Origin of the sequence: Deinococcus humi, assembly GCF_014201875.1 — a bacterium.
GTDB lineage: Bacteria > Deinococcota > Deinococci > Deinococcales > Deinococcaceae > Deinococcus > Deinococcus humi.
In genome coordinates this window covers 576,144-595,216 of the sequence record NZ_JACHFL010000001.1, presented here as the reverse complement: position 1 = coordinate 595,216, position 19,073 = coordinate 576,144, and the positions used below count along the sequence as shown (strand labels likewise).

The 19,073-nt window shown below is 67.2% G+C and carries 12 protein-coding genes; 7 read left to right on the top strand and 5 right to left on the bottom strand.

The genetic code is table 11. The features are described from left to right. Positions 1-4: 4 nt before the first annotated feature. Both HNQ08_RS03005 and HNQ08_RS03000 read right to left on the bottom strand, forming a co-directional pair. A complete protein-coding gene (locus HNQ08_RS03005) occupies positions 5-1,123 on the bottom strand; it encodes a [LysW]-lysine hydrolase (RefSeq protein WP_184127590.1) in 1,119 nt (372 codons plus the stop codon). Next, a complete protein-coding gene (locus HNQ08_RS03000) occupies positions 1,113-2,468 on the bottom strand; it encodes a hypothetical protein (RefSeq protein WP_184127589.1) in 1,356 nt (451 codons plus the stop codon). Before HNQ08_RS03000 ends, HNQ08_RS03005 begins: the two co-directional genes overlap by 11 nt. 225 nt (positions 2,469-2,693) lie before the next feature. Between HNQ08_RS03000 and HNQ08_RS02995 the strand changes: the two genes are divergently transcribed. Together HNQ08_RS02995 and HNQ08_RS02990 are read left to right on the top strand one after the other, a co-directional pair. Continuing rightward, a complete protein-coding gene (locus HNQ08_RS02995) occupies positions 2,694-2,984 on the top strand; it encodes a hypothetical protein (RefSeq protein WP_184127588.1) in 291 nt (96 codons plus the stop codon). Positions 2,985-3,075: 91 nt separating this feature from the next. Then, positions 3,076-3,405 carry a hypothetical protein gene (locus HNQ08_RS02990; protein ID WP_229789626.1) on the top strand — a complete coding sequence of 110 codons (330 nt, stop codon included), beginning with the start codon at positions 3,076-3,078 and terminating at the stop codon, positions 3,403-3,405. Between the two features lie 27 nt (positions 3,406-3,432). On the opposite strand, the gene HNQ08_RS02985 is transcribed toward HNQ08_RS02990, so the two are convergent. The 3 genes from HNQ08_RS02985 to HNQ08_RS02975 form a co-directional block, all read right to left on the bottom strand. After that, a complete protein-coding gene (locus HNQ08_RS02985; RefSeq protein WP_184127587.1) occupies positions 3,433-4,932 on the bottom strand; it encodes a YifB family Mg chelatase-like AAA ATPase in 1,500 nt (499 codons plus the stop codon). A gap of 188 nt (positions 4,933-5,120) precedes the next feature. After that, complete coding sequence (gene tatA, locus HNQ08_RS02980) at positions 5,121-5,447, bottom strand: twin-arginine translocase TatA/TatE family subunit (protein ID WP_184127586.1); 327 nt, start codon at positions 5,445-5,447, stop codon at positions 5,121-5,123. A gap of 117 nt (positions 5,448-5,564) precedes the next feature. Further along, complete coding sequence (locus HNQ08_RS02975) at positions 5,565-6,797, bottom strand: FAD-dependent oxidoreductase (protein ID WP_184127585.1); 1,233 nt, start codon at positions 6,795-6,797, stop codon at positions 5,565-5,567. Between the two features lie 98 nt (positions 6,798-6,895). Here HNQ08_RS02975 and HNQ08_RS02970 point away from each other — a divergent pair, with 98 nt between their 5' ends. The 5 genes from HNQ08_RS02970 (at position 6,896) to HNQ08_RS02950 (ending at position 18,996) form a co-directional block, all read left to right on the top strand. Next, the gene (locus HNQ08_RS02970; RefSeq protein ID WP_184127584.1) at positions 6,896-8,221 is read left to right on the top strand and encodes a SpoIID/LytB domain-containing protein; all 1,326 of its coding nucleotides are present in this window, start codon (positions 6,896-6,898) and stop codon (positions 8,219-8,221) included. A gap of 80 nt (positions 8,222-8,301) precedes the next feature. Further along, positions 8,302-11,100, top strand: a complete 2,799-nt coding sequence (locus HNQ08_RS02965; RefSeq protein WP_184127583.1) for an LPS-assembly protein LptD — start codon at positions 8,302-8,304, stop codon at positions 11,098-11,100. A 104-nt stretch (positions 11,101-11,204) separates the two neighbouring features. Next, positions 11,205-12,281, top strand: a complete 1,077-nt coding sequence (locus HNQ08_RS02960; protein ID WP_184127582.1) for a hypothetical protein — start codon at positions 11,205-11,207, stop codon at positions 12,279-12,281. 333 nt (positions 12,282-12,614) lie between these two features. Further along, on the top strand, positions 12,615-17,450 hold the full coding sequence (locus HNQ08_RS02955; protein WP_184127581.1) for a glutamate synthase-related protein: 4,836 nt from the start codon (positions 12,615-12,617) through the stop codon (positions 17,448-17,450). Positions 17,451-17,529: 79 nt separating this feature from the next. Then, positions 17,530-18,996: a glutamate synthase subunit beta gene (locus tag HNQ08_RS02950; RefSeq protein ID WP_184127580.1), complete on the top strand. Its 1,467-nt coding sequence runs from the start codon at positions 17,530-17,532 to the stop codon at positions 18,994-18,996. Positions 18,997-19,073: the final 77 nt, after the last annotated feature.

The window sequence follows — 19,073 nt, the reverse complement described above, 5'->3', positions numbered from 1 at the left end:
CGCTTCAGTCGCCCTGTGGCACCGAGGCGGCCAGCCGGGTCAGCGCGTCGGTCAGCACCCGTACGGCGCGGTCATATTCAGCCAGGTCCAGCCGTTCGTCGGGGGTGTGGTCCAACGCGCTGTCGCCAGGGCCGTAGGCCAGCGTGGGCACTGGCCAGCGGTCAGCCACCACGTTCATGTCGCTGGTCCCGGTCTTGACCTTGAAGACCGGAGTCCCGCCGTGCGCGCGAATGGCGACGCGCATGGCCCGTGTCAGGGCGTTGTCTTTGGGGTGACGCACGGCCGTTTCGTGACCGACGAAGGTCACCGAGACGCTGGGCAGGTCCCTGAGCAGTTCCACAATCTGCTCCTGAGCGTCCTGCGGGCTCAGGCGAGGTGGCAGGCGCAGACCGATGGCGGCCTCGGCCCGCTGGGTCAGCCCATCTCCTGTTGAACCTATGCTCTGGAGGGTGGCCTGCACGGCGTCGAAGATACCGGGGGCGCCAGCCCCCTGACCATTGACGCTGTTGGCCGCCCAGGCACGCACCCGAAACCAGGCCTCGGTCAGGTCGTCGGCGGCGCTGCTGCCCTCTCCCGCCGTGTGGAAGTTGTCCTTCTCGGCGCGCACCTGGGCCACCAGCCGGCCCTTGTAGCCCAGTGTGAGGCCCGCCCAGCCACTGGGTTCGCCGATCAGCACGGCGTCGGGTTGCAGGACCTCCATGATGTGCCGCGCGCCCCGGCTGCTGGGGGCCTCCTCCTCGGTGGCGCCAATCACCACGAAACGGACGCGGCTCAGGGATTGGAGCGGCAGCGCCGCCACCGCGGCCATGAAGGTGCACAGCGAACCCTTGGCATCCACGCTCCCGCGCCCGTGCAGCACGCCCCCCCCGTCCACCTGCACCGGGATGTCTCCTGGCACGGTGTCCATGTGGCCCAGCAGTGCCACTGTGTAGGGGCCGTTGCCGCGCGCCCCCACCGCATTGCCCGCCTCGTCCACCTGCGCCGCGAAGCCGCGAGCCTCCATCCAGTCCCGCAGGTACGCGGCCAGCTCGCCCTCCTGTCCGGACAGGGATGGAATAGAGACGGCCCCGATCAGCAGCTCGCGCGCGTCGCGCTGGGCGTCGGTGTGAATCTCAGTCGTCATGTCCGCTGTCGAGCACGGCTTCACTGGTCGGACCGGGCGTGCGGGCGATCAGGGCCAGCAGCCCGGACATCTCGCCCAGCGCCAGCAGCGCAATGGCACCCACGCCGCCCGAGAGCAGCGTCCAGAGGCCGGCCAGAGCCTGATCCCCCGTGAACTGGAAGAAGGCCAGCAGCAGCGCCCCCACGAACAACACCACGGCCAGCAATTTCAGTCGCCCGGCCAGACTTTCCACGGTGCCCGCCTGCCGGGCCAGCGCCGTGGCCGCCGCCACCTTCGAGAGGGCGGTCACGGGCGGCGCAGTCACAGGTGGGCTGTCGGATGCAGGCGTGTCCGCATGGGCTTCGGCTGCTGCGCGGTCTGGCCGGGACGCCGTAGCAGCGCTGTTGGGAAGGGGCACGGCGCTGCGCGGGGTGGGGCGGCTGGGCTGCTCGATCTTTGGGGCCGTTTGCGTTTGCGCCGCTGGAACGGCGGATGGCTGGGTCTTGCGGAGATCCGGTGTGGCCGAGTTCCCTTTGGCTGCCTCGGGTCTGGCGGTATCGGGTTTGTCCAGTGTGCCTCCCGCGCCCAGCCCCGGCTTGCTGACATGGGGCGAGAAGCTCGAGGACGAGATCACCACCGGGTTCTCGGGGCTGCCTCCGGATTTTCTGGATTCCGCAGGTCGGGCGGCCTGAGTAGTAGGCTCGCTCGAAGGGGTGGAAGGGGGCTTTGGCGTGGCCGTGTCCTGCGGTTTGGGGGTGGGATTGGAATCGGCACCAGCTGCCTCTGGAGTGCTGCTCTTCTCGGCCTCCGAACCGGTCGTGCTGGCGGGGGGGATCGCTGGGGCAGACGGTTCGGGCTGCGCCCCTGTGCCTGGAGTGCCAGACGATGCGGGCATCCCGGCCACCTCGGGGACGGTGTTCTCCGGCGCAGTGTCTTTGGGTGCAGCAGCGGCCCCGGCCGTCTGCGGACCACGTTGCCCGCTGGCCGCGGTAGGCGCCGTGCCAAAAGTCTTGGCCCCACCCAACGTTGGCGTGGGTGAATCCGGCAGGTCCTTGGCGCGGGCGGTGGCGCTGCGGACACCCTTGAAAAAGCTCTGGACCTGGCCCACGTCGAACCCCAGTAGGCTGGCCGTCAGGGCTGTGCCGGCGGGGGTCTCCACCCTCAGCAGCCCGGCCTGATCGCTGTGGATACGGGTCAGGTCGCGCAGGGTCACGCGCCGGGTGCCGCCGCCGTCCTGATAGACCAGCACGTCGTCGGTCAGCACGAACAGCGCGTCGTCGCGCTCCAGCGACATCAGGGGCGCTCCGGTTATTCCGCTGGCGTTCAGGGCTGTCTGGGCGCGTTCACTTTGGGCACTCTGGGTCATGTTCTCTCCTCGGGGGTGGGTCCGGGCTGAGGCGCGCTGCGGCGCGGGTTCTCGGCAGTGTTCTTGACGCTCAGCATAGCGACTCGGCGCCCTCACCGTGGGCCGCCCTGCCCGGCAGGCCGGGGCAACTGGAGCACCGGGCGGTGAGTCACCCGGAGAACCGTATGAAGAAGAAGCCACTGCGTACCTCACCCGCCGGAGCGGGCGGGCCAACAGACTGGCCACATGACCGATTCCTCTGACCGCTACGGCAGCGAACCCCTGGGCAAGAGCGTCGAGGAGGTCGAGGCCGGGGAGAGCAACCGCGTCAATCCTTCGGTGCCAGGTGAGCAGATCCGGCACGATCAGGAGGAGGTGGCCATGATCCCCGCGGTTTCGAACAGCAACACCAACACCAATCCAGGGGTGGTGGCGCCGGGCGTCCTCCTGACCGACAGCGTGGCGACAGAAGAACGCCGCGACCGTGCACAGACTGGCGGCGACGCCGGGCAGAGCAGCGAGAACAGCGAGGGCTAAGCGCCGACGCGGCCTGGGACGCGGCTCGACATAAGGTAAGGGTGCAGGCAAGCCTCACCCGAATGAACCGGCAGTCACCCACACTGCAGGCATGACTGACAACCGGTACGGCGACAAACCGTTGGGCAAGAGCGTCGAGGAAGTCGAGAGCGAGCAGGGCAACCGTGTCAACTCCCCGGTCTCGGGCGAGACTAGACGGAATCTGGAAGCCGATGCAGCGATTGTCCCCGCTGTGGTCGGTGGCGGCAATCAGAGCACGGGGGCGGTGCTTGCCCTCACTGACCCGGACGTTCTGACCGAAGCGGGCAGCGGGGCGGATGACCGCAGGAACTCTGCAGAACAACCGATGAGTGGCTGGGCCGACGAGGATCAGGTCAATATGCCCATGCCAGACCGGGACCGGGGCACCAGCGAGAGCTAGCCATTTTGGCACCGAGCATTAGAGAGTTCAGGTCAGGTCGCGTGGCCGGTACGTCACTGCTTCAGCCAGATGCGCTTCACGTACGTCAGGTTCGCCAGCCAGATCGGCCACTGTGCGGGCCACGCGCAGCACGCGGTCAAAGCCGCGCCCGGTCAGCCCCAGTTGCCGTGCCGCCGCACGAATGAAGCTCTCAGGGCCAGCGGCCAGCGGCGCATGCTTTCTGAGCGCTTGCCCGGCTAGGTCGGCGTTGCGGCCCCCCTGCCGTTCTACCATCCGTTCCCGCGCTGCCGTGATCCGCTCGCGTACCGGGGCAGACGCCTCCGGTTCCGGTGCTCGGGTCAATTCGTCTACCGTCAGTCGGGGCACGCGGCACACGATGTCCAGTCGGTCCAGCAGCGGCCCACTGATCCTGGCTGCGTACCGCGTCCGTTCCGAGGCGGTGCAGGTGCAGCCCTTTTCAGGATCCCCGAGGTGGCCGCAGGTGCAGGGATTCATCGCGGCAATTAGCTGAAAGCGCGCCGGATATTCCACTGTGGCCCGCGCCCGACTGATGGTGACCGTGCCGTCTTCCAGTGGCTGGCGCAGGGTCTCCAGGGCCTTGCGGCTGAATTCCGGAAATTCATCGAGGAAGAGGATGCCTTTGTGGGCCAGACTGACCTCGCCGGGCCGGGGCACGCTGCCCCCGCCAATCAACCCGGCGTCCGAAACGGTGTGGTGGGGCGAGCGGTAAGGGGCGGTCAAGTTCAGGCCGCCGCGCAGATTCAACACGCCTGCCGCCGAGTGGAGGCGCGTGACCTCCAGCGCCTCGGCACGGGTCAGCCGTGGCAACAGTCCCGGCGCCCGGCGGGCCAGCATGGTCTTGCCGCTGCCCGGCGATCCCACGAGCAGCAGATTATGTCCTCCGGCCAGTGAGACCTCCAGCGCCCGCCGTGCCGCCGCCTGTCCCTTCAGGTCTGCCAGATCGAGGTGCAGTCCGGCATCATCTTCCGCCGCAGGAGCTGGCGTGGGCAAGAGTTCGGCGCGGCCATTCAGATGCGCCACGGCCTCCAGCAGGGTCCGCGCGCCGTACACGGTCAGGCCGTCGATCAAGGCGGCCTCGGGCGCGTTGCCCGCAGGCAGCAGGGCGGGCAGCCCCAGCGAGGAGGCCAGCAGCGCCAGATTGACTGCCCCGGTGATGGGCCGCAGGCTGCCGTCGAGCGCCAGCTCGCCCGCCGCCAGCAGGCTGTCCAGCGCCCGCGCGGGCAGCAGGCCCTGGGCTGCCAGCACCCCTAGCGCGATGGGGAGGTCGTACAGTGGCCCCTCCTTGCGCAGGTCCGCCGGAGCCAGATTGACCGTGATGCGCGCTGCCGGAAAGGGCAGCCCGGCATTGCGAACCGCCGCCCGCACCCGCTCGCGCGCCTCGCTGACCGCCTGATCGGGCAGGCCGACCACCGTGAAGGCCGGCAGGCCCGGCGACACGTCCACCTCAACCTCCACCGGAACGGCGTCCACGCCGATCAAGGCCACACTGCGGGCGCGGGCCAGCATCAGCGCCGCCCGGCAAGAGAAGGGGAGAGGGACACAGCCGCCAGCGTAATCGCCGCCGTCTCACACCCAGCTTACACCCGCAGCGCCTTGTGCCGCCAAGTTCCTTACCGCTCCGCCCACCATAGATCCGCAGGGAGCAACACCTGCATGAGAAAGCCGCCCATCACGGGCGGCAGCTTGGACAGAACCTAGCCCTGAACCGGCTCTTTCTCCTTTTCCAGATTGACTGCTTCAACCGCGGAGCCGGGAGCTGGCACTACCGCCTGCGGCGTCACGGCGGCGGCGCTCACGGGCTGCGCCGGAACCGAGGCGTGGATGGTCTGCGTCGGGGCGGCCTGCGGACCTCTGTCGTTCACGCCGACATCCAGCTCGTCCTTGAGGCTCTGGGTGCTCTTGCGGAATTCGCGCAGGCCCGCTCCCAGGCTCTTGCCCAGCTCGGGCAGCTTGCGGGGACCGAAGACCACCAGGGCAACGAGGAGAATCACGATCAGTTCTGCGGGGCCGATGTTGGGCATGGGGGTCTCCTTGTGGGGCGCGTGGCTGCTCGGAGCGGCGTCTTGTCCGGCAGTCTAGCCCCGCGCGTTAATAGGAGGTTAGACCCTCAGCCACACTCTGGGGAGCATGAAGGTGCGTCACTCTGCCGGGTGAGCCTCACCCTTCCACGGTCTTTCCGTGACCTCAGCCACCACTGCCGCCAGATCATGGGCCACCGCCAGGCCCAACGTGTCGGCCTGCGGGCCGCCCAGTAACAGGTGAACGCCGTCGGCCAGGGGCTGATGCAGGGGCAGGCCGCCGGGCTGTCCCCCCGGCAGCGCTAGCCATGCGCCCGGAATGTCGCTGATGCTGCGGCCCAGGCCGAGCGCCTCCGTGCCCAGTGGAGGCAGGGCATTCATCAAGGCCACCAGATCTTCCAGCGTCTCGCGGCGCAGGCCCGTGGGCACGCCGGTCAGGTGGCCGCCCGTGGGAGAATAGCCGTGCGGATCGCGGTGGTGAACTGCTGGAATCAGGGTAAAACCGTCACTTTGCGGGCGCAGGGTCAGGCCAGCGACCCGCAGGGTGGGCGTCTTGTCGTTGCTGGGGACGTTCAGGCGCGGCGTCTGGCGGTAGGCGCGGGCGTGGTTGGTGTGCCGGCCCAGACCGTGTTCCGCCGCGTGCGGGCCGTCGGCGCCCAGCGCCAGCACGAGCGTTTCGGCCCGCAGATGATGCGTCTCGTGGACGACGATCTGGTGGGTGTTGGTCACGCTCAGCCGTTCGATGGCCACGCGGCCGCCGCGGCCCTCTGGGGAGAGGACAGCGTGGGCGCGGGCGTTGAGCATCAGGTCAGCCCCCGCTTTCACGGCCTGTTGCGCGGCGGCCAAAGCCAGCGCGCCGGGGCGGTAAGTGGCGGCCTGGGCGTCCACGCGTGCAAAGGGCAGGGCCTCTAGATCCACCATCGCCAGCGCGTCCGGAAAGGGGGCCAGGGCATCGGCGGCAGGGGTCCGGTCAGGCCCACCCTCCGCAAACAGTTCGATGAGTGGGCGCGCTTGAAAGCTGATGTTCCCGAAACCCGTCTCCAGTTGTTCTCGCGTCCATGTTGCCTGGGACTGCCGGTCTTCCGGCACGCCCCACCCCGTCCACACGCCAGGAGCCAGTAGCGTGGCTCCGTCCTCGTTGGGCAGGCCGCCCTCCTCGATCAGCAGCAGGCGCAACTGGGGGGCAAGGTGTCGCAGGTAAAAAGCCAGGGCAGAGCCCATCCGACCCGCGCCCAGCACCACCACGTCGTAATCCTGGGGCGTGAAGGACTGACCGACGTGTGCCCAGACCTGACCGGGGCTGGCCTGACCGGGTCCGGCAGGCGGCGCGGCGCTGTTTGCAGCAGTGTTCATGCCTGCCATGATGCCGCCTGCTGCGCGTCTTAACCGGGCGCTTCTCACGCCATTGTGAGAAGGGCGCACATACGGGATGTTTATACTCGGCCACAACGATGTCCCAGACCTTTTCCCCTCTGCTGACCTCCTTGCTGGCTTTGCGGCCGTCAGGGACGCAGGCGCGGCATGGACGGCCCCGGCGGCTGGGCCTGGGTGCGGCGCTGTGCTGCGCCGCGCTGGTCTGCGCTCCCTCCGTCTCTGCCCTGAACGTGCGTGTGCTGGTGGCCGCCGCGCCTCAGCTGACCGTGCGCGTGCCAGTGGGCCCGGCACCTATAGGTGACGCCCTCAGGCCGTCGGGTCTGCCCGTCCCGCAGCCGCAACCCATGACGGCCTGGACGGTGGGGGTGTCTGGCGGCCAGCTCACGCTGAATGGACAGGCGGCGGGCAACAGCACGTTGTACCTGCCCCCCACACCCGGCAGTGTGGTGGAAATTGCGGGCAAGCCGTACCGGGGCGGCGTCCTCCTGCGTGTGCAGGACGGCGGCGTGCAGGGCGTGAATGTACTGGACATCGAAGATTATCTGCGCGGCGTGGTGCCCGCCGAGATGCCGGCCTCGTGGCCCGCCGCCGCGCTGGCCGCCCAGGCGGTGATCGCGCGGACCTACGTGGCGGCGCGGATCAACCCGGCGGCCCCCTACGACACCTGTGCCACCGAGAGCTGCCAGGTCTACCCTGGATTGAAAGCCGAGAAGGCCGAGGCGAATGCGGCCATTGACGCGACGCGTGCGCAGGTGGTGGCCTACGCGGGACGGCCCGCCAGCACCTATTTCAGCAGCGATTCAGGGGGCTTCACGGCCTCCAGCGGTGAGGTCTGGGGCAAGGAGCTGCCGTACCTGCGCGCCCAGGCCGATCCGTTCTCGGCGGGCAGCCCGCGCGCCGGGTGGCGGGTGGAGGTCACGGCGGCGCAAGTCCAGACGGTGGCCGCCCGCTACGGTGCCCGTGTCGGTCGACTGCGGGGCGTGAGCGTCACGCGCCTCAGCCCTTCGGGACGGCCCGCCGAGATCACGGTCAGCGGCGACGACGGCACCGCGCGGATCACGGGCGCGAATGCGGGCGGCTTCGTGCGCTCGCTGGGCGCACCGGGCACGCGCGTCAGCCTGAGCGGTCTCAATCCCCTGGTCATCAGCGGCAGCGGCGCGGGGCACGGCGTGGGGCTGTCCCAGTACGGCGCACTGGGATTGGCGCGGGCCGGGCAGGATCACCTGAGGATTCTGGGCTTCTATTACCCCGGCACCAGCCTGAGCGTGCTGTCTCAGAACATCCGGGCCAGCGGCGCGGTGCTGGCGGGCGGCTTCGGGTTGCCCTCGGCGGCACAGACCCTGGCTCTCCCCACGCCTGTACCACAGGCGCTCACCCTCCACCCATTCGGGGCAGTTCAGTGAGTTTCGGGAGCCGGATGGGCCTGGGCGCACCCGGCAGAAATCGGGCACGCCAGTCGGCCAGGAAAGACAGTCTTCACAGGGTGGCACGCAACGCCGTGCTCACGGTGGGCCTGCTGGGCGCCATGCTGGGCGGTCCCCTGAGCAATGCCGAGGCCCGCACGGTCAAGATCGTCTCGGCGGACACGCTGGAACTGCGGCAGGTGGACGGCCAGGAACTGGTGATCATCAGCGGCGCAAACGTGGAACTGCGCGTCGATGACGACGTGGTGCGGGCGCGGCGGGTGGAATACAACCGCACCCGGCGCACCCTGACCCTGGTGGGCGCGGCCAGTTACCGCAGCGCGAAAGACGGCCAGGACCTCAGCGGCGAGAACCTGGTGGTGGAGCTGGGCGACGAGCAGATCACCGGTCAGGACGTCTTGATCAGCGACGCCGATCTGGAAATCCAGGGCCAGGAGGTCGAGCGCATTCCAGGGCAGTTGCGCGCCACCGGAGGGTATTTCACCACCTGCGCCAAGTGCGGGCGCACCCCCAACGACTACGCCTTCCGCGCCGAGCGTCTGATCGTGTATCCCGGTGACCGGCTGGTGGCCTACCGGGCGCAACTGCTGCTGGCCGACGTGCCGGTGCTGTTCCTGCCGGTGATCGTGATTCCCCTGAACGATCCGGAACGTCAGCCCCGGCTCTTGATCGAGCAGGATTCGGTGGACGGCTACACCGTCGAGGCCGATCTGCCGTTCTCGGTGGGCAGCAGCACCCTGGGCACCACGCTGCTGCGCTATTACCAGAACCGCAGCCCCAGCCTGGGCGCGGGCGTGGCGCTGCGCTCGTACGCGCCGCTGCCCTTCGTGGACCGCGTCGATCTGTATACGCTGGCAAACCCCAAACCCCTGAACCCGGACGGCAGCGCCAACCCCGGTTACGACGTGGACCTCAACTTCGGGGTGACGGGCCGGGTGCCGCTGTCGCTGGCGACGCGCGATCTGGATTACCGCCTCAACGTGACCCGCAAGGACATCGGCCTGAGCGAGACGGCGGCTGAGCGTGGCGTGACGCGGGTGGATTTTGGGGCCAAGGTGGAATACCCGCTGTTCTCGGCGGAGTTCGCCTACCTGAACCGCTTCGGCCCGGAGCCGACGGATGGGGTCTACACACCGTACCGCAAGACCGAGGCCGTGCTGGATCCCAAACCGTATACCAACGGGACCTTTAGCGCCGACACGCGCCTGACGGCGGGGAGCTATACCGCCCGCAGCAATCCGCTCTCGCCCAGCGCCACCGCGCAGGGGCCGAACATCAGCACCACCCGGCTGGAGGAACAGCACGCCCTGTCCTACACTGCCCAGCCCTGGAAGGACGCCGATCTGGCCCTGGGTAATACCTTTACCGGGCGCTACTACGGCACCGGGGCCAGGACGGTGGACCTGAACCTCAACGCCCAGCTGACCCAGCGCTTCAACACCACCAATACCGTGACCTTCGGGGTGGGCTACCTGCGGCGCGAGGGCACCAGCCCCTTTGCCTTCGACGCGGTGAACGGCCGGCTGCTGAGTGCGCCGCTGAGCCTGAACCTCAGCACCGTGCCGGTCAAGGACGTGAGTTTCGGCCTCTCGCTCAGGCGCGACCTGTTCCTGGCGCCGGACTTGCAGGAACCCGCCGTCTTCACGGTCAGCGTCAACCGCCTGCCGCTGAACCTGAGCGCGCAACTGGGCTACCAGCCCTTTACCAAGGAGCTGGAGACCTTCTCGTACAGCGCGACGGTGGGCGACCCCGGCTCGGGCACCCTGGTCCCGGTGGAGGCCCAGCCTGCCCGCGAGGCCACCGAGTACGGCCCCGCAGTCCCGGCCCGGCCCGCCTACCTGCGCCGCAGCAGCGCGTGGCCGGCGCCGGACCTGACGTTGACGGCCTCAGGCGGTTACTCGCGCATCAATGGTTACACGCCCTTCACCTTGCGGGCCACGGTGACCGGGGCCACCCGCGCAGACTCGATCAGCGTCTACGCCACCCACAACATCGCAAAGCCCCAGATCGACGAGGTGGGGGCCACCATCAACGCCACGGTGGGCCGTGACGCGGTCCTGAATCCCATCACCTTCTCGGCCCGCGAGACGTTGTACCCGCCCACCGGGCGCATCGCCGGCAACGCTACCCTGACGTGGCGGGCCCGCTATCAACTGTCCACCACGCATGACCTGTTGCTTAACCGTCCGGTGGAGGCCAATCCGGCTCCTGGCAGTTCCCCGAATAGCGGCACGCTGACCTTTAGCGTCGGCACGGTGAACGGCAGTGCCAACGACTGGCAGCTGACCTACGGCGGTCCTTACGATCTGGTGCGCGGCGGCTTCACCCGCCCTACCGCCTCCGGCAGCCTGAGTGTCACCCGGCCCGGGCAGCGGCTGGCGCTGTCGGCCACGGTCAACACCCCGGGTCTGGACCAGTTCCGTACCGAGCTGACACGGGCGAACCTCGATGCCAACATTCAGTTCGGCAGCCGCGCGGCGCTGTCGGGGCAGGTCCAGTACTACCGCACCCGCAGTGGACTTTATCCGGACGACACCGCCACCGATGTCCTGAGCATCGATCCGCTGCGCGTCAGCGTGGGCATTGGCCACAAGGGCCAGCCGCCCGGGGCGTACCTGACCGGCAGCCTGCGCCAGACCTTTGTCTGGAAAGACGGCGTGCGCCAGGACCTTACGCCGCTGTCCCCGGTGATCGGATTGACCATCGACCGCTGCTGCTGGGCCATTCAGGCCGAGGCCGATCTGGTGCAGCGCCGCTACCGCCTGTCGGTGGGCCTGCCCGGTCAGAACCAGTACCCGCTGTTCGAGCTGACCCCGGATGGCACCAAGGTGCCGCTGCTGAATCCCAGCTCGCCCTGAGATGGGAGCGGTGGCTTTCCGCATTTTTGTAAGGCGCGCAGTATGACAGCGCCCAGGCCATCTTCACTTTCCGTTGAATCCCTGATACCTGCCCAAGGAGGCCCATGAAATCCCACCGCCTGTCCGCCCTGTTTCTGATGCCCGCTCTACTGGTGGCCTGCACCGGCACCGAGGAACCCCAGGTGGCTCTGCGGGTGGCTCTGCTCACCGACGGCGGCGCGACGCTGCGGACCGTGACCCCCAATGCCGACAGCAGTGCCGCGCCCGTCGATGCCAACAAGTCCGAGGCGGTGACGGGCGGCGTGACCCTCAATTCCCTGTCCAGCGGCCAGCGTCTGGCCCTGACCCTGCAAACCGGGATCCAGAGCCGCGACAGCGATCTGGCCGACATCCAGCCCTTCGCGCCCTTGCCCTTTACACCGATCTGTCTGGTCCAGACCGTCAGCAACGCCGGGCGGGATCGCCTGCTGACCCTGAGCCAGTGCCCCAACGGGCCACAGCAACTGGCGCTGTACAACGCCAGCGGCTCCCTGATCTGGACTGCGCCGCTGCGGGCTTACCTGCCGCCCAGTCCGGGACCGGATGTGCCGCCGGTCCGGCTGGCCGTGCTGGGCGATGTGGGGCTGGTGGCCCGCCCGCGCGTGGGCGGCGGCAGCGAGATCCTGCGCGTCGCCCCGAGGAATTCAGGCGACAGCGTGGCCGAGGTCAGTGACCCGTTGCCCGCGCCGGCCATCCGCGATCTGGTGGCCTACAACCAGGACATCCTGGCCGCCACCGATACCGGAGTGCAGAAGGTGGGGCAGACGGGCGTTCCCGACGGCGTGGCCCTGGCCGCTTTCGGTGCGCGGCGTTTTGATCGCCTGTGGAGCGGCAGTGCGGGCAGTCAGAACCTGCTGGCCGCGTGGCGCAGCGACGTTCTGAGCAACCAGAACGCCCAGCCGCTGCTGGTCTGGGACGGCAACACCAGCCGCACGGCCTCCACCGTCGCGTCTGTAAGTGACCTACGCGACCTGACCCTGGCCCCTGACGGCAATCTGTACACCCTGACCGCCAGCACCCTGACGCGCTACAACACGGCCCTGGGGCTACAATCGGGCAACTTCACTCCCCGCGTGCTGCTCGGTGGGTTGAGCGACGCCCGCGCGGTAATCTGGCTATTGCCCCCGTCCACAGCGGACTGAGTCTGGACGACGGCCCAGGCCAGTTTGCGGTCCTACGGTGGGCTGCCTGACGGGTTTCCACTGCCATCAATGGACATTTCTCCTGTGCGCCATAACGGTATCAGTCCTGGCAGGCTGGGTTCTCGCTCCGGAACCGCCGGCTGTCGGACCCTCGTCTACCACCTTTCTAAAAAGAAGACCGTGACTGAGAACTGCCTGGCATTTGACAGGCCCCGAGTGGTCTAGAGGCGTTATAAACAACGTCCTGCATGAAAATGCACCCCACTGTATGGTGATTCCATGAAGGCTCGCCCACGCCGGGCGGGCCTGTCATTACCAGACAGGAGCGTGCCTATGCCGAACAGAACCGACCGGAATCTTCCGGGCCTGCCCCATCCCCAGACTTCTCCCCAGAGCGTGCCTCCCTCCCGGGCAGAGATCGAGGCGGCGCGGCAGCACGGCCTGTACGTGGGCCGCGAACATGATGCCTGTGGAGTGGGCTTCGTGGCCCATATCAAGGGCCATAAACAGCACTCGATCATCGAGCAGGGCCTCAAGATTCTGGAAAATCTCGATCACCGGGGCGCGGTGGGCGCCGATCCTCTAATGGGCGACGGCGCGGGTCTGCTGATCCAGATTCCCGACGAGTTCTACCGCGCCCAGATGGGCCTGCAAGGTGTGACGCTGCCGCCCGCTGGGGATTACGGCGTGGGCATGATCTTCCTGCCCAAGGAAATCGCCTCGCGCCGCGCCTGTGAGCAGGAGTTGGAGCGGGCGGTCCAGGCCGAGGGGCAACGGGTGCTGGGCTGGCGCGATGTGCCCGTCAACCGCGAGATGCCCATGAGCCCCACCGTGCGTGAGAAGGAGCCGGTGATCCGCCAAATCTTCATCGGGGCGGGCCCCGATACCCTGGTGCCCGATGCGCTGGAGCGCAAGCTGTACGTGATCCGCCGCCGCGCCAGCAACGCCATCCGCGCGCTGAACTTCACGCACGGGGCCGAATACTACGTGCCCAGCATGTCGTGCCGCACGGTGATCTACAAGGGTCTGTTGCTCGCCACCCAGGTGGGCGAGTACTACCTGGACTTGCAGGACAGGGCAGTGGTGTCGGCCCTGGCCCTGGTCCACCAGCGCTTTTCCACCAACACCTTCCCCGAATGGCCGCTGGCGCACCCGTACCGTATGGTGGCCCACAACGGCGAGATCAACACCGTCAAGGGCAACTTCAACTGGATGCGGGCGCGCGAGGGCGTGATGGCCTCGCCGGTGCTGGGCGATGACCTCAATAAGATCTACCCAGTGTCCTTCGAGGGCGAGTCCGACACCGCCACCTTCGACAACGCGCTGGAACTCCTCACCCTGGCGGGCTACCCGATGGCCCACGCCGCCATGATGATGATTCCCGAGGCGTGGGAGGACAATCCCCTGCTCGATGACCGCCGCCGAGCCTTTTACGAGTACCACGCGGCCCTGATGGAACCCTGGGACGGCCCCGCCGCGATGGTCTTTACCGACGGGCGGCAGGTGGGCGCGATGCTGGACCGCAATGGCCTGCGCCCGGCGCGCTACCTCCAGACCCGCGACGATCTGGTGATCCTGGCCTCGGAGTCCGGGGTGTTGCCCATTCCGGAGAGCCGGATCGTCAAGAAATGGCGCTTGCAGCCCGGCAAGATGTTCATGGTGGACTTGGAGGCCGGGCGCATCGTCGAGGACGAGGAACTGAAGTCGCAGTACGCCTCGGCTAAGCCGTATCGCCAGTGGGTAGACAACACCCGCGTCCCACTGGCCGACGCTGGGGAGATGGGTTCGGTCGGTACCTTCAGTGAGAGCCTGCTGGACCGTCAGCAAGCCTTCGGCTACAGCCAGGAAGACCTTAAATTCCTGATGGGGCCGATGGCCAAGACCGGCGAGGAGGGCCTGGGTTCGATGGGCAACGACTCGCCCCTGGCGGTGCTCTCCAGCCGTAGCAAGCCGCTGTACTCGTACTTCCGGCAGCTGTTCGCGCAGGTGACCAACCCCCCGATTGACCCGATCCGCGAGTCGGTGGTCATGAGTCTGGTGTCGTTCGTGGGGCCGCGCCCCAACCTGCTGGACATCAACGCGGTCAACCCGCAGATGCGCCTGGAGGTCTCGCAGCCCATTCTGGACTTCGATGACATGGCGCGCGTCCGCTCGATCAGCGAGCACACGCGCGGCAAGTTCAGCGCCTACGAACTTGACATCACCTACCCTGCCGAGTGGGGGGCGCGCGGCATCGAAGCCAAGCTCGCCACCATCAACGCCTGGGCGGTGGACGCCATCGAGGGCGGCCACAACATCATCATCATCAGTGACCGGCGTCTGGACAGGGAACGCGTGGCGATTCCGGCGCTCCTGGCGCTGTCCAGCGTCCATCACCATCTGGTCAAGGCGGGCCTGCGGATGAAAGTCGGCCTGGTGGTGGAAACCGGCGACGCCCGCGAGGTGCATCACTTTGCCGCGCTGGCGGGCTACGGCGCGGAAGCCATCCACCCCTACCTGGCACTGGAAACGCTGATCGATCTGCACACGGAAATTCCGAGCATGCCCAACCTGAGCGACATTGGCCCGGCAAAAGCCATGCGGAACTACATCAAGGCCATCGGCAAGGGCCTGAGCAAGATCATGTCCAAGATGGGCGTCAGCACGTATATGTCGTACTGCGGCGCGCAACTGTTCGAGGCGATGGGCCTGCAGGCCGACTTCGTGGAGAAGTATTTCCGGGGCACCGCCACGCAGATCGGCGGCATCGGCATTTTCGAGGTGGCGGAAGAAGCGCTGCGCACGCACACGGCGGCCTTCGGGGCTGACCCGGTGCTGGCGCGTGGGCTGGACGCGGGCGGCGAGTACGCCTGGCGCGTGCGTGGCGAGGAACACATGTGGACGCCCGACGCCATTGCCAAGCTGCAACACGCCACCCGCAGCGGTTCCGCGTCCACCTACGAGGAGTACGCCCGGATCATCAACGATCAGAGCAGGCGCCACATGACCCTGCGCGGCCTGTTCGAGTTCCGCACCGAGGGCGCGGTGCCCGTGCCGCTTGAGGAGGTCGAGCCCGCCGCCGAGATCGTCAAACGCTTCGCCACCGGTGCGATGAGCCTGGGGTCCATCTCCACCGAGGCGCACACCACGCTGGCCGTTGCCATGAACCGCATTGGCGGCAAGTCCAACACCGGGGAGGGCGGCGAGGATCCGGCCCGCTACGAGCGTGAATTGCGCGGCGAGACGCTGGGCGCAGGCGAGACGCTGGCCGGGATCCTGGGCCATAGTCGCGTGGAGGTCGACTATCCGCTGGAACCCGGCGATTCCCTGCGCAGCAAGATCAAACAGGTGGCTTCTGGACGTTTTGGCGTTACCACGGGCTATCTCGGCAGCGCCGATCAAATCCAGATCAAGATGGCGCAGGGGGCGAAACCCGGCGAGGGCGGTCAACTCCCCGGCGGCAAGGTCAGCGAATACATCGGCTTCCTGCGTCACAGTGTTCCCGGCGTGGGCCTGATCAGCCCGCCCCCCCATCACGACATCTATTCCATTGAGGACCTCAAGCAGCTGATCCACGACCTGAAGAACGTCAATCCGCGCGCCGACATCTCGGTCAAGCTGGTCTCGGAAGTGGGGGTCGGCACGGTGGCAGCGGGCGTCGCCAAGTGCAAGGCCGACCACATCGTGATTGCCGGGCATGACGGCGGCACGGGCGCGTCACCGTGGAGCAGCATCAAGCATGCCGGGACGCCGTGGGAAATGGGGCTGGCCGAGACGCAGCAGACCCTGGTGCTGAACCGCCTGCGCGACCGCGTGCGGGTGCAGACCGACGGGCAGCTCAAGACCGGGCGCGACGTGGTGGTGGCCGCGTTGCTCGGCGCGGACGAGTTTGGCTTCGCTACCGCGCCACTGGTGGTTCAGGGGTGCATCATGATGCGCAAGTGCCACCTGAACACCTGCCCAGTCGGCGTGGCGACTCAGGATCCCGTGTTGCGCGCCCGCTTTACCGGCAAGCCCGAACACGTCATCAACTACTTTTTCTTCGTGGCCGAGGAAGTGCGCGCCATCATGGCCTCGCTGGGCGTCCGCACCTTCGACGAACTGATCGGGCGCTCTGACCTGCTGGACACCCGCGCCGGTATCGATCACTGGAAGGCCCAGGGCCTGGACTTCAGCCGCCTGTTCTTCCGACCCGAGTTGCCTGACGTGGGCCACCGCCACACTGGCACGCAAGATCACGGGCTAGATGGGGCGCTCGACCGCATCCTGATCGAGAAATGCCGCCCTGCCATCGAGAAGGGTGAGCGGGTACATTTCCTTCAGGACGTGCGGAACGTCAACCGTTCGGTAGGGGCGATGCTCTCGGGCGAGTTGATCCGTGTGCGTCCCGAGGGCCTGCCCGATCAGACGGTCTTTGTCCAGATGGAGGGCACGGGCGGCCAGAGCTTCGGCGCGTTCCTGGCCCCGGGCCTGACCCTGTACCTGATCGGCGACGCCAACGACTACGCAGGCAAGGGCCTGTCCGGCGGGCGTGTGGTGGTCCGCCCCAGCATTGAGTTCCGGGGCGACGCGCGGCAGAACATCATCACCGGCAATACTGCCCTGTACGGTGCGACGGCGGGTGAGGCCTTCTTCCGGGGCGTCGCCGGAGAGCGCTTCGCCGTGCGCCTGAGTGGAGCGCGGGCGGTGGTGGAGGGGACCGGCGATCACGGCTGCGAGTACATGACTGGCGGCACCGTGGTGGTGCTGGGCCAGACCGGGCGCAATTTCGCGGCCGGGATGAGCGGCGGCGTCGCCTACGTCTACGACGAGGACGGCAGCTTCGAGAAGAAGTGCAACCACAGTATGGTCAGCCTGCACCGGGTGCAACCCGCCGACGAGCAGATCCACAGCCTTGCTGTACTGGGGGCCGATCCCGCCAGCCTGCACGGCGGCGAAACCGATGAAACGCAGCTGCGCACCTTGATCGAAAGCCACCATCGCTGGACGGGTTCGGCCATCGCCAGCGACATTCTCGACGACTGGGATAACGCCCGCAAACGCTTCGTCAAGGTCTTCCCGCTGGAGTACCAGCGTGCTTTGAGGGAACGCGCCTCGCAGAAAGAGGCCGCCACCGTGCAGTTCACCGACACGACCAGCATGCAGACCGGGCCGAGCCACAACGGCGGACAGGGAACGTTGACGAAGTAGGAGCGCCAGTGGGCAGTTCTGGTGCCCCTCTCTTCTGCCACCCCAACAACCCACAGCCCACAACCCGCCCGGAGGGCATATGAGCAAAATCACCGGCTTCCTGGAACAACCCCGCGTCAAGGAGAAGTATCAGCCTGTCGACGTGCGCCTCAAGAATTACGCCGAATTCGTGCTGCCGCTGGCAAATGAGCTGGCCCAGAAACAGGCGGTACGCTGCATGGACTGCGGCATTCCGTTTTGCAACAACGGCTGCCCGGTGGGCAACATCATTCCCGATTTCAACAATCTGGTGTACGAGAACGACTGGCTCTCGGCCATCGAGACGTTGCACAGCACGAATAACTTTCCCGAGTTCACGGGCCGCATCTGCCCCGCGCCGTGCGAGGCCGCCTGTACGCTGAACATCAACGACGATCCGGTGGGCATCAAGTCCATTGAGCTGGCAATTATCGAGCGCGCGTGGCAGGAGGGCTGGGTCAGGCCGCAGCCGCCACAGGTCAGGACCGGCAAGACAGTGGCCGTGATCGGCAGCGGCCCGGCGGGGCTAGCAGCGGCGCAGCAACTCGCCCGCGCCGGACACGCTGTAACGGTCTTCGAGAAAAATGACCGCGTGGGTGGCCTGCTGCGCTACGGTATCCCCGATTTCAAGATGGAAAAGCACCATATTGACCGCCGAGTCCAGCAGATGGAAGCCGAGGGCGTGACCTTCAGAACGGGCGTGCTGGTGGGTGCGTGGGACAAGCAAAGCAGCGTCACCAACCTTGCCAAATCCACCGTGACCCCAGACGAGTTGCGCGCCGAATTCGACGCCGTGCTGCTGTGCGGCGGTGCGGAACAGCCCCGTGACCTGCCAGTGCCGGGGCGCGAACTGGACGGCGTGCATTTCGCGATGGAGTTCCTGCCGGGACAGAACCGCGTGAATGCGGGCGACAAACTGAAAAAGCAATTGCGCGCCGACGGTAAGCATGTCGTCGTGATCGGCGGCGGCGACACCGGCAGCGATTGCGTCGGCACCAGCAACCGCCACGGCGCGGTGAGCGTGACCCAGTTCGAGGTGATGCCCCAGCCGCCCGAGCACGAGAACAAGCCGCTGGTTTGGCCGTACTGGCCCCTCAAACTCCGCACCAGCTCCAGCCACGAGGAAGGGGTGACCCGCGAATTTGCCATTGCCACCAAAGAGTTTGTGGGCAAGGGAGGCAAGCTCACCGGGGTCAAGACCGTTCGCATTGAGCTGGTGGACGGCAAATTACAGGAAATCGAGGGCAGCGAGGAAATCCACAAGGCCGATCTGGTGCTCCTGGCGATGGGTTTTGTCAGCCCGGTGGGCAGCGTGATCGAGGCGTTTGGCGTCGACAAGGACACACGTGGCAATGCCCTGGCTGGAACAGAGGAGGAGGGCGGTTATTTGACCAACCTGCCCAGCGTCTTCGCGGCGGGCGATATGCGGCGCGGGCAGAGTCTGGTGGTCTGGGCCATTCGTGAGGGACGGCAAGCGGCGCGGGCGATGGATCAGTATTTAATGGGCACGAGCGTTTTGCCCAGATAAGTCCTGGGGAAGGAGAAAGAGGCGTGAGGGAATCCTCACAGCCTCTTCTGCCGTGTATATGACCCATGCTCAGGTCA

Excerpts from the sequence above, each read along its gene's own strand:
- HNQ08_RS02950 (WP_184127580.1), top strand. The coding sequence starts at position 17,530 with ATGAGCAAAATCACCGGCTTCCTGGAACAACCCCGCGTCAAGGAGAAG.
- HNQ08_RS02955 (WP_184127581.1), top strand. The coding sequence starts at position 12,615 with ATGCCGAACAGAACCGACCGGAATCTTCCGGGCCTGCCCCATCCCCAG.
- HNQ08_RS02960 (WP_184127582.1), top strand. The coding sequence starts at position 11,205 with ATGAAATCCCACCGCCTGTCCGCCCTGTTTCTGATGCCCGCTCTACTG.
- HNQ08_RS03000 (WP_184127589.1), bottom strand. The coding sequence starts at position 2,468 with ATGACCCAGAGTGCCCAAAGTGAACGCGCCCAGACAGCCCTGAACGCC.
- HNQ08_RS02990 (WP_229789626.1), top strand. The coding sequence starts at position 3,076 with ATGACTGACAACCGGTACGGCGACAAACCGTTGGGCAAGAGCGTCGAG.
- tatA (WP_184127586.1), bottom strand. The coding sequence starts at position 5,447 with ATGCCCAACATCGGCCCCGCAGAACTGATCGTGATTCTCCTCGTTGCC.
- HNQ08_RS02985 (WP_184127587.1), bottom strand. The coding sequence starts at position 4,932 with ATGCTGGCCCGCGCCCGCAGTGTGGCCTTGATCGGCGTGGACGCCGTT.
- HNQ08_RS02995 (WP_184127588.1), top strand. The coding sequence starts at position 2,694 with ATGACCGATTCCTCTGACCGCTACGGCAGCGAACCCCTGGGCAAGAGC.
- HNQ08_RS03005 (WP_184127590.1), bottom strand. The coding sequence starts at position 1,123 with ATGACGACTGAGATTCACACCGACGCCCAGCGCGACGCGCGCGAGCTG.
- HNQ08_RS02975 (WP_184127585.1), bottom strand. The coding sequence starts at position 6,797 with ATGAACACTGCTGCAAACAGCGCCGCGCCGCCTGCCGGACCCGGTCAG.
- HNQ08_RS02970 (WP_184127584.1), top strand. The coding sequence starts at position 6,896 with ATGTCCCAGACCTTTTCCCCTCTGCTGACCTCCTTGCTGGCTTTGCGG.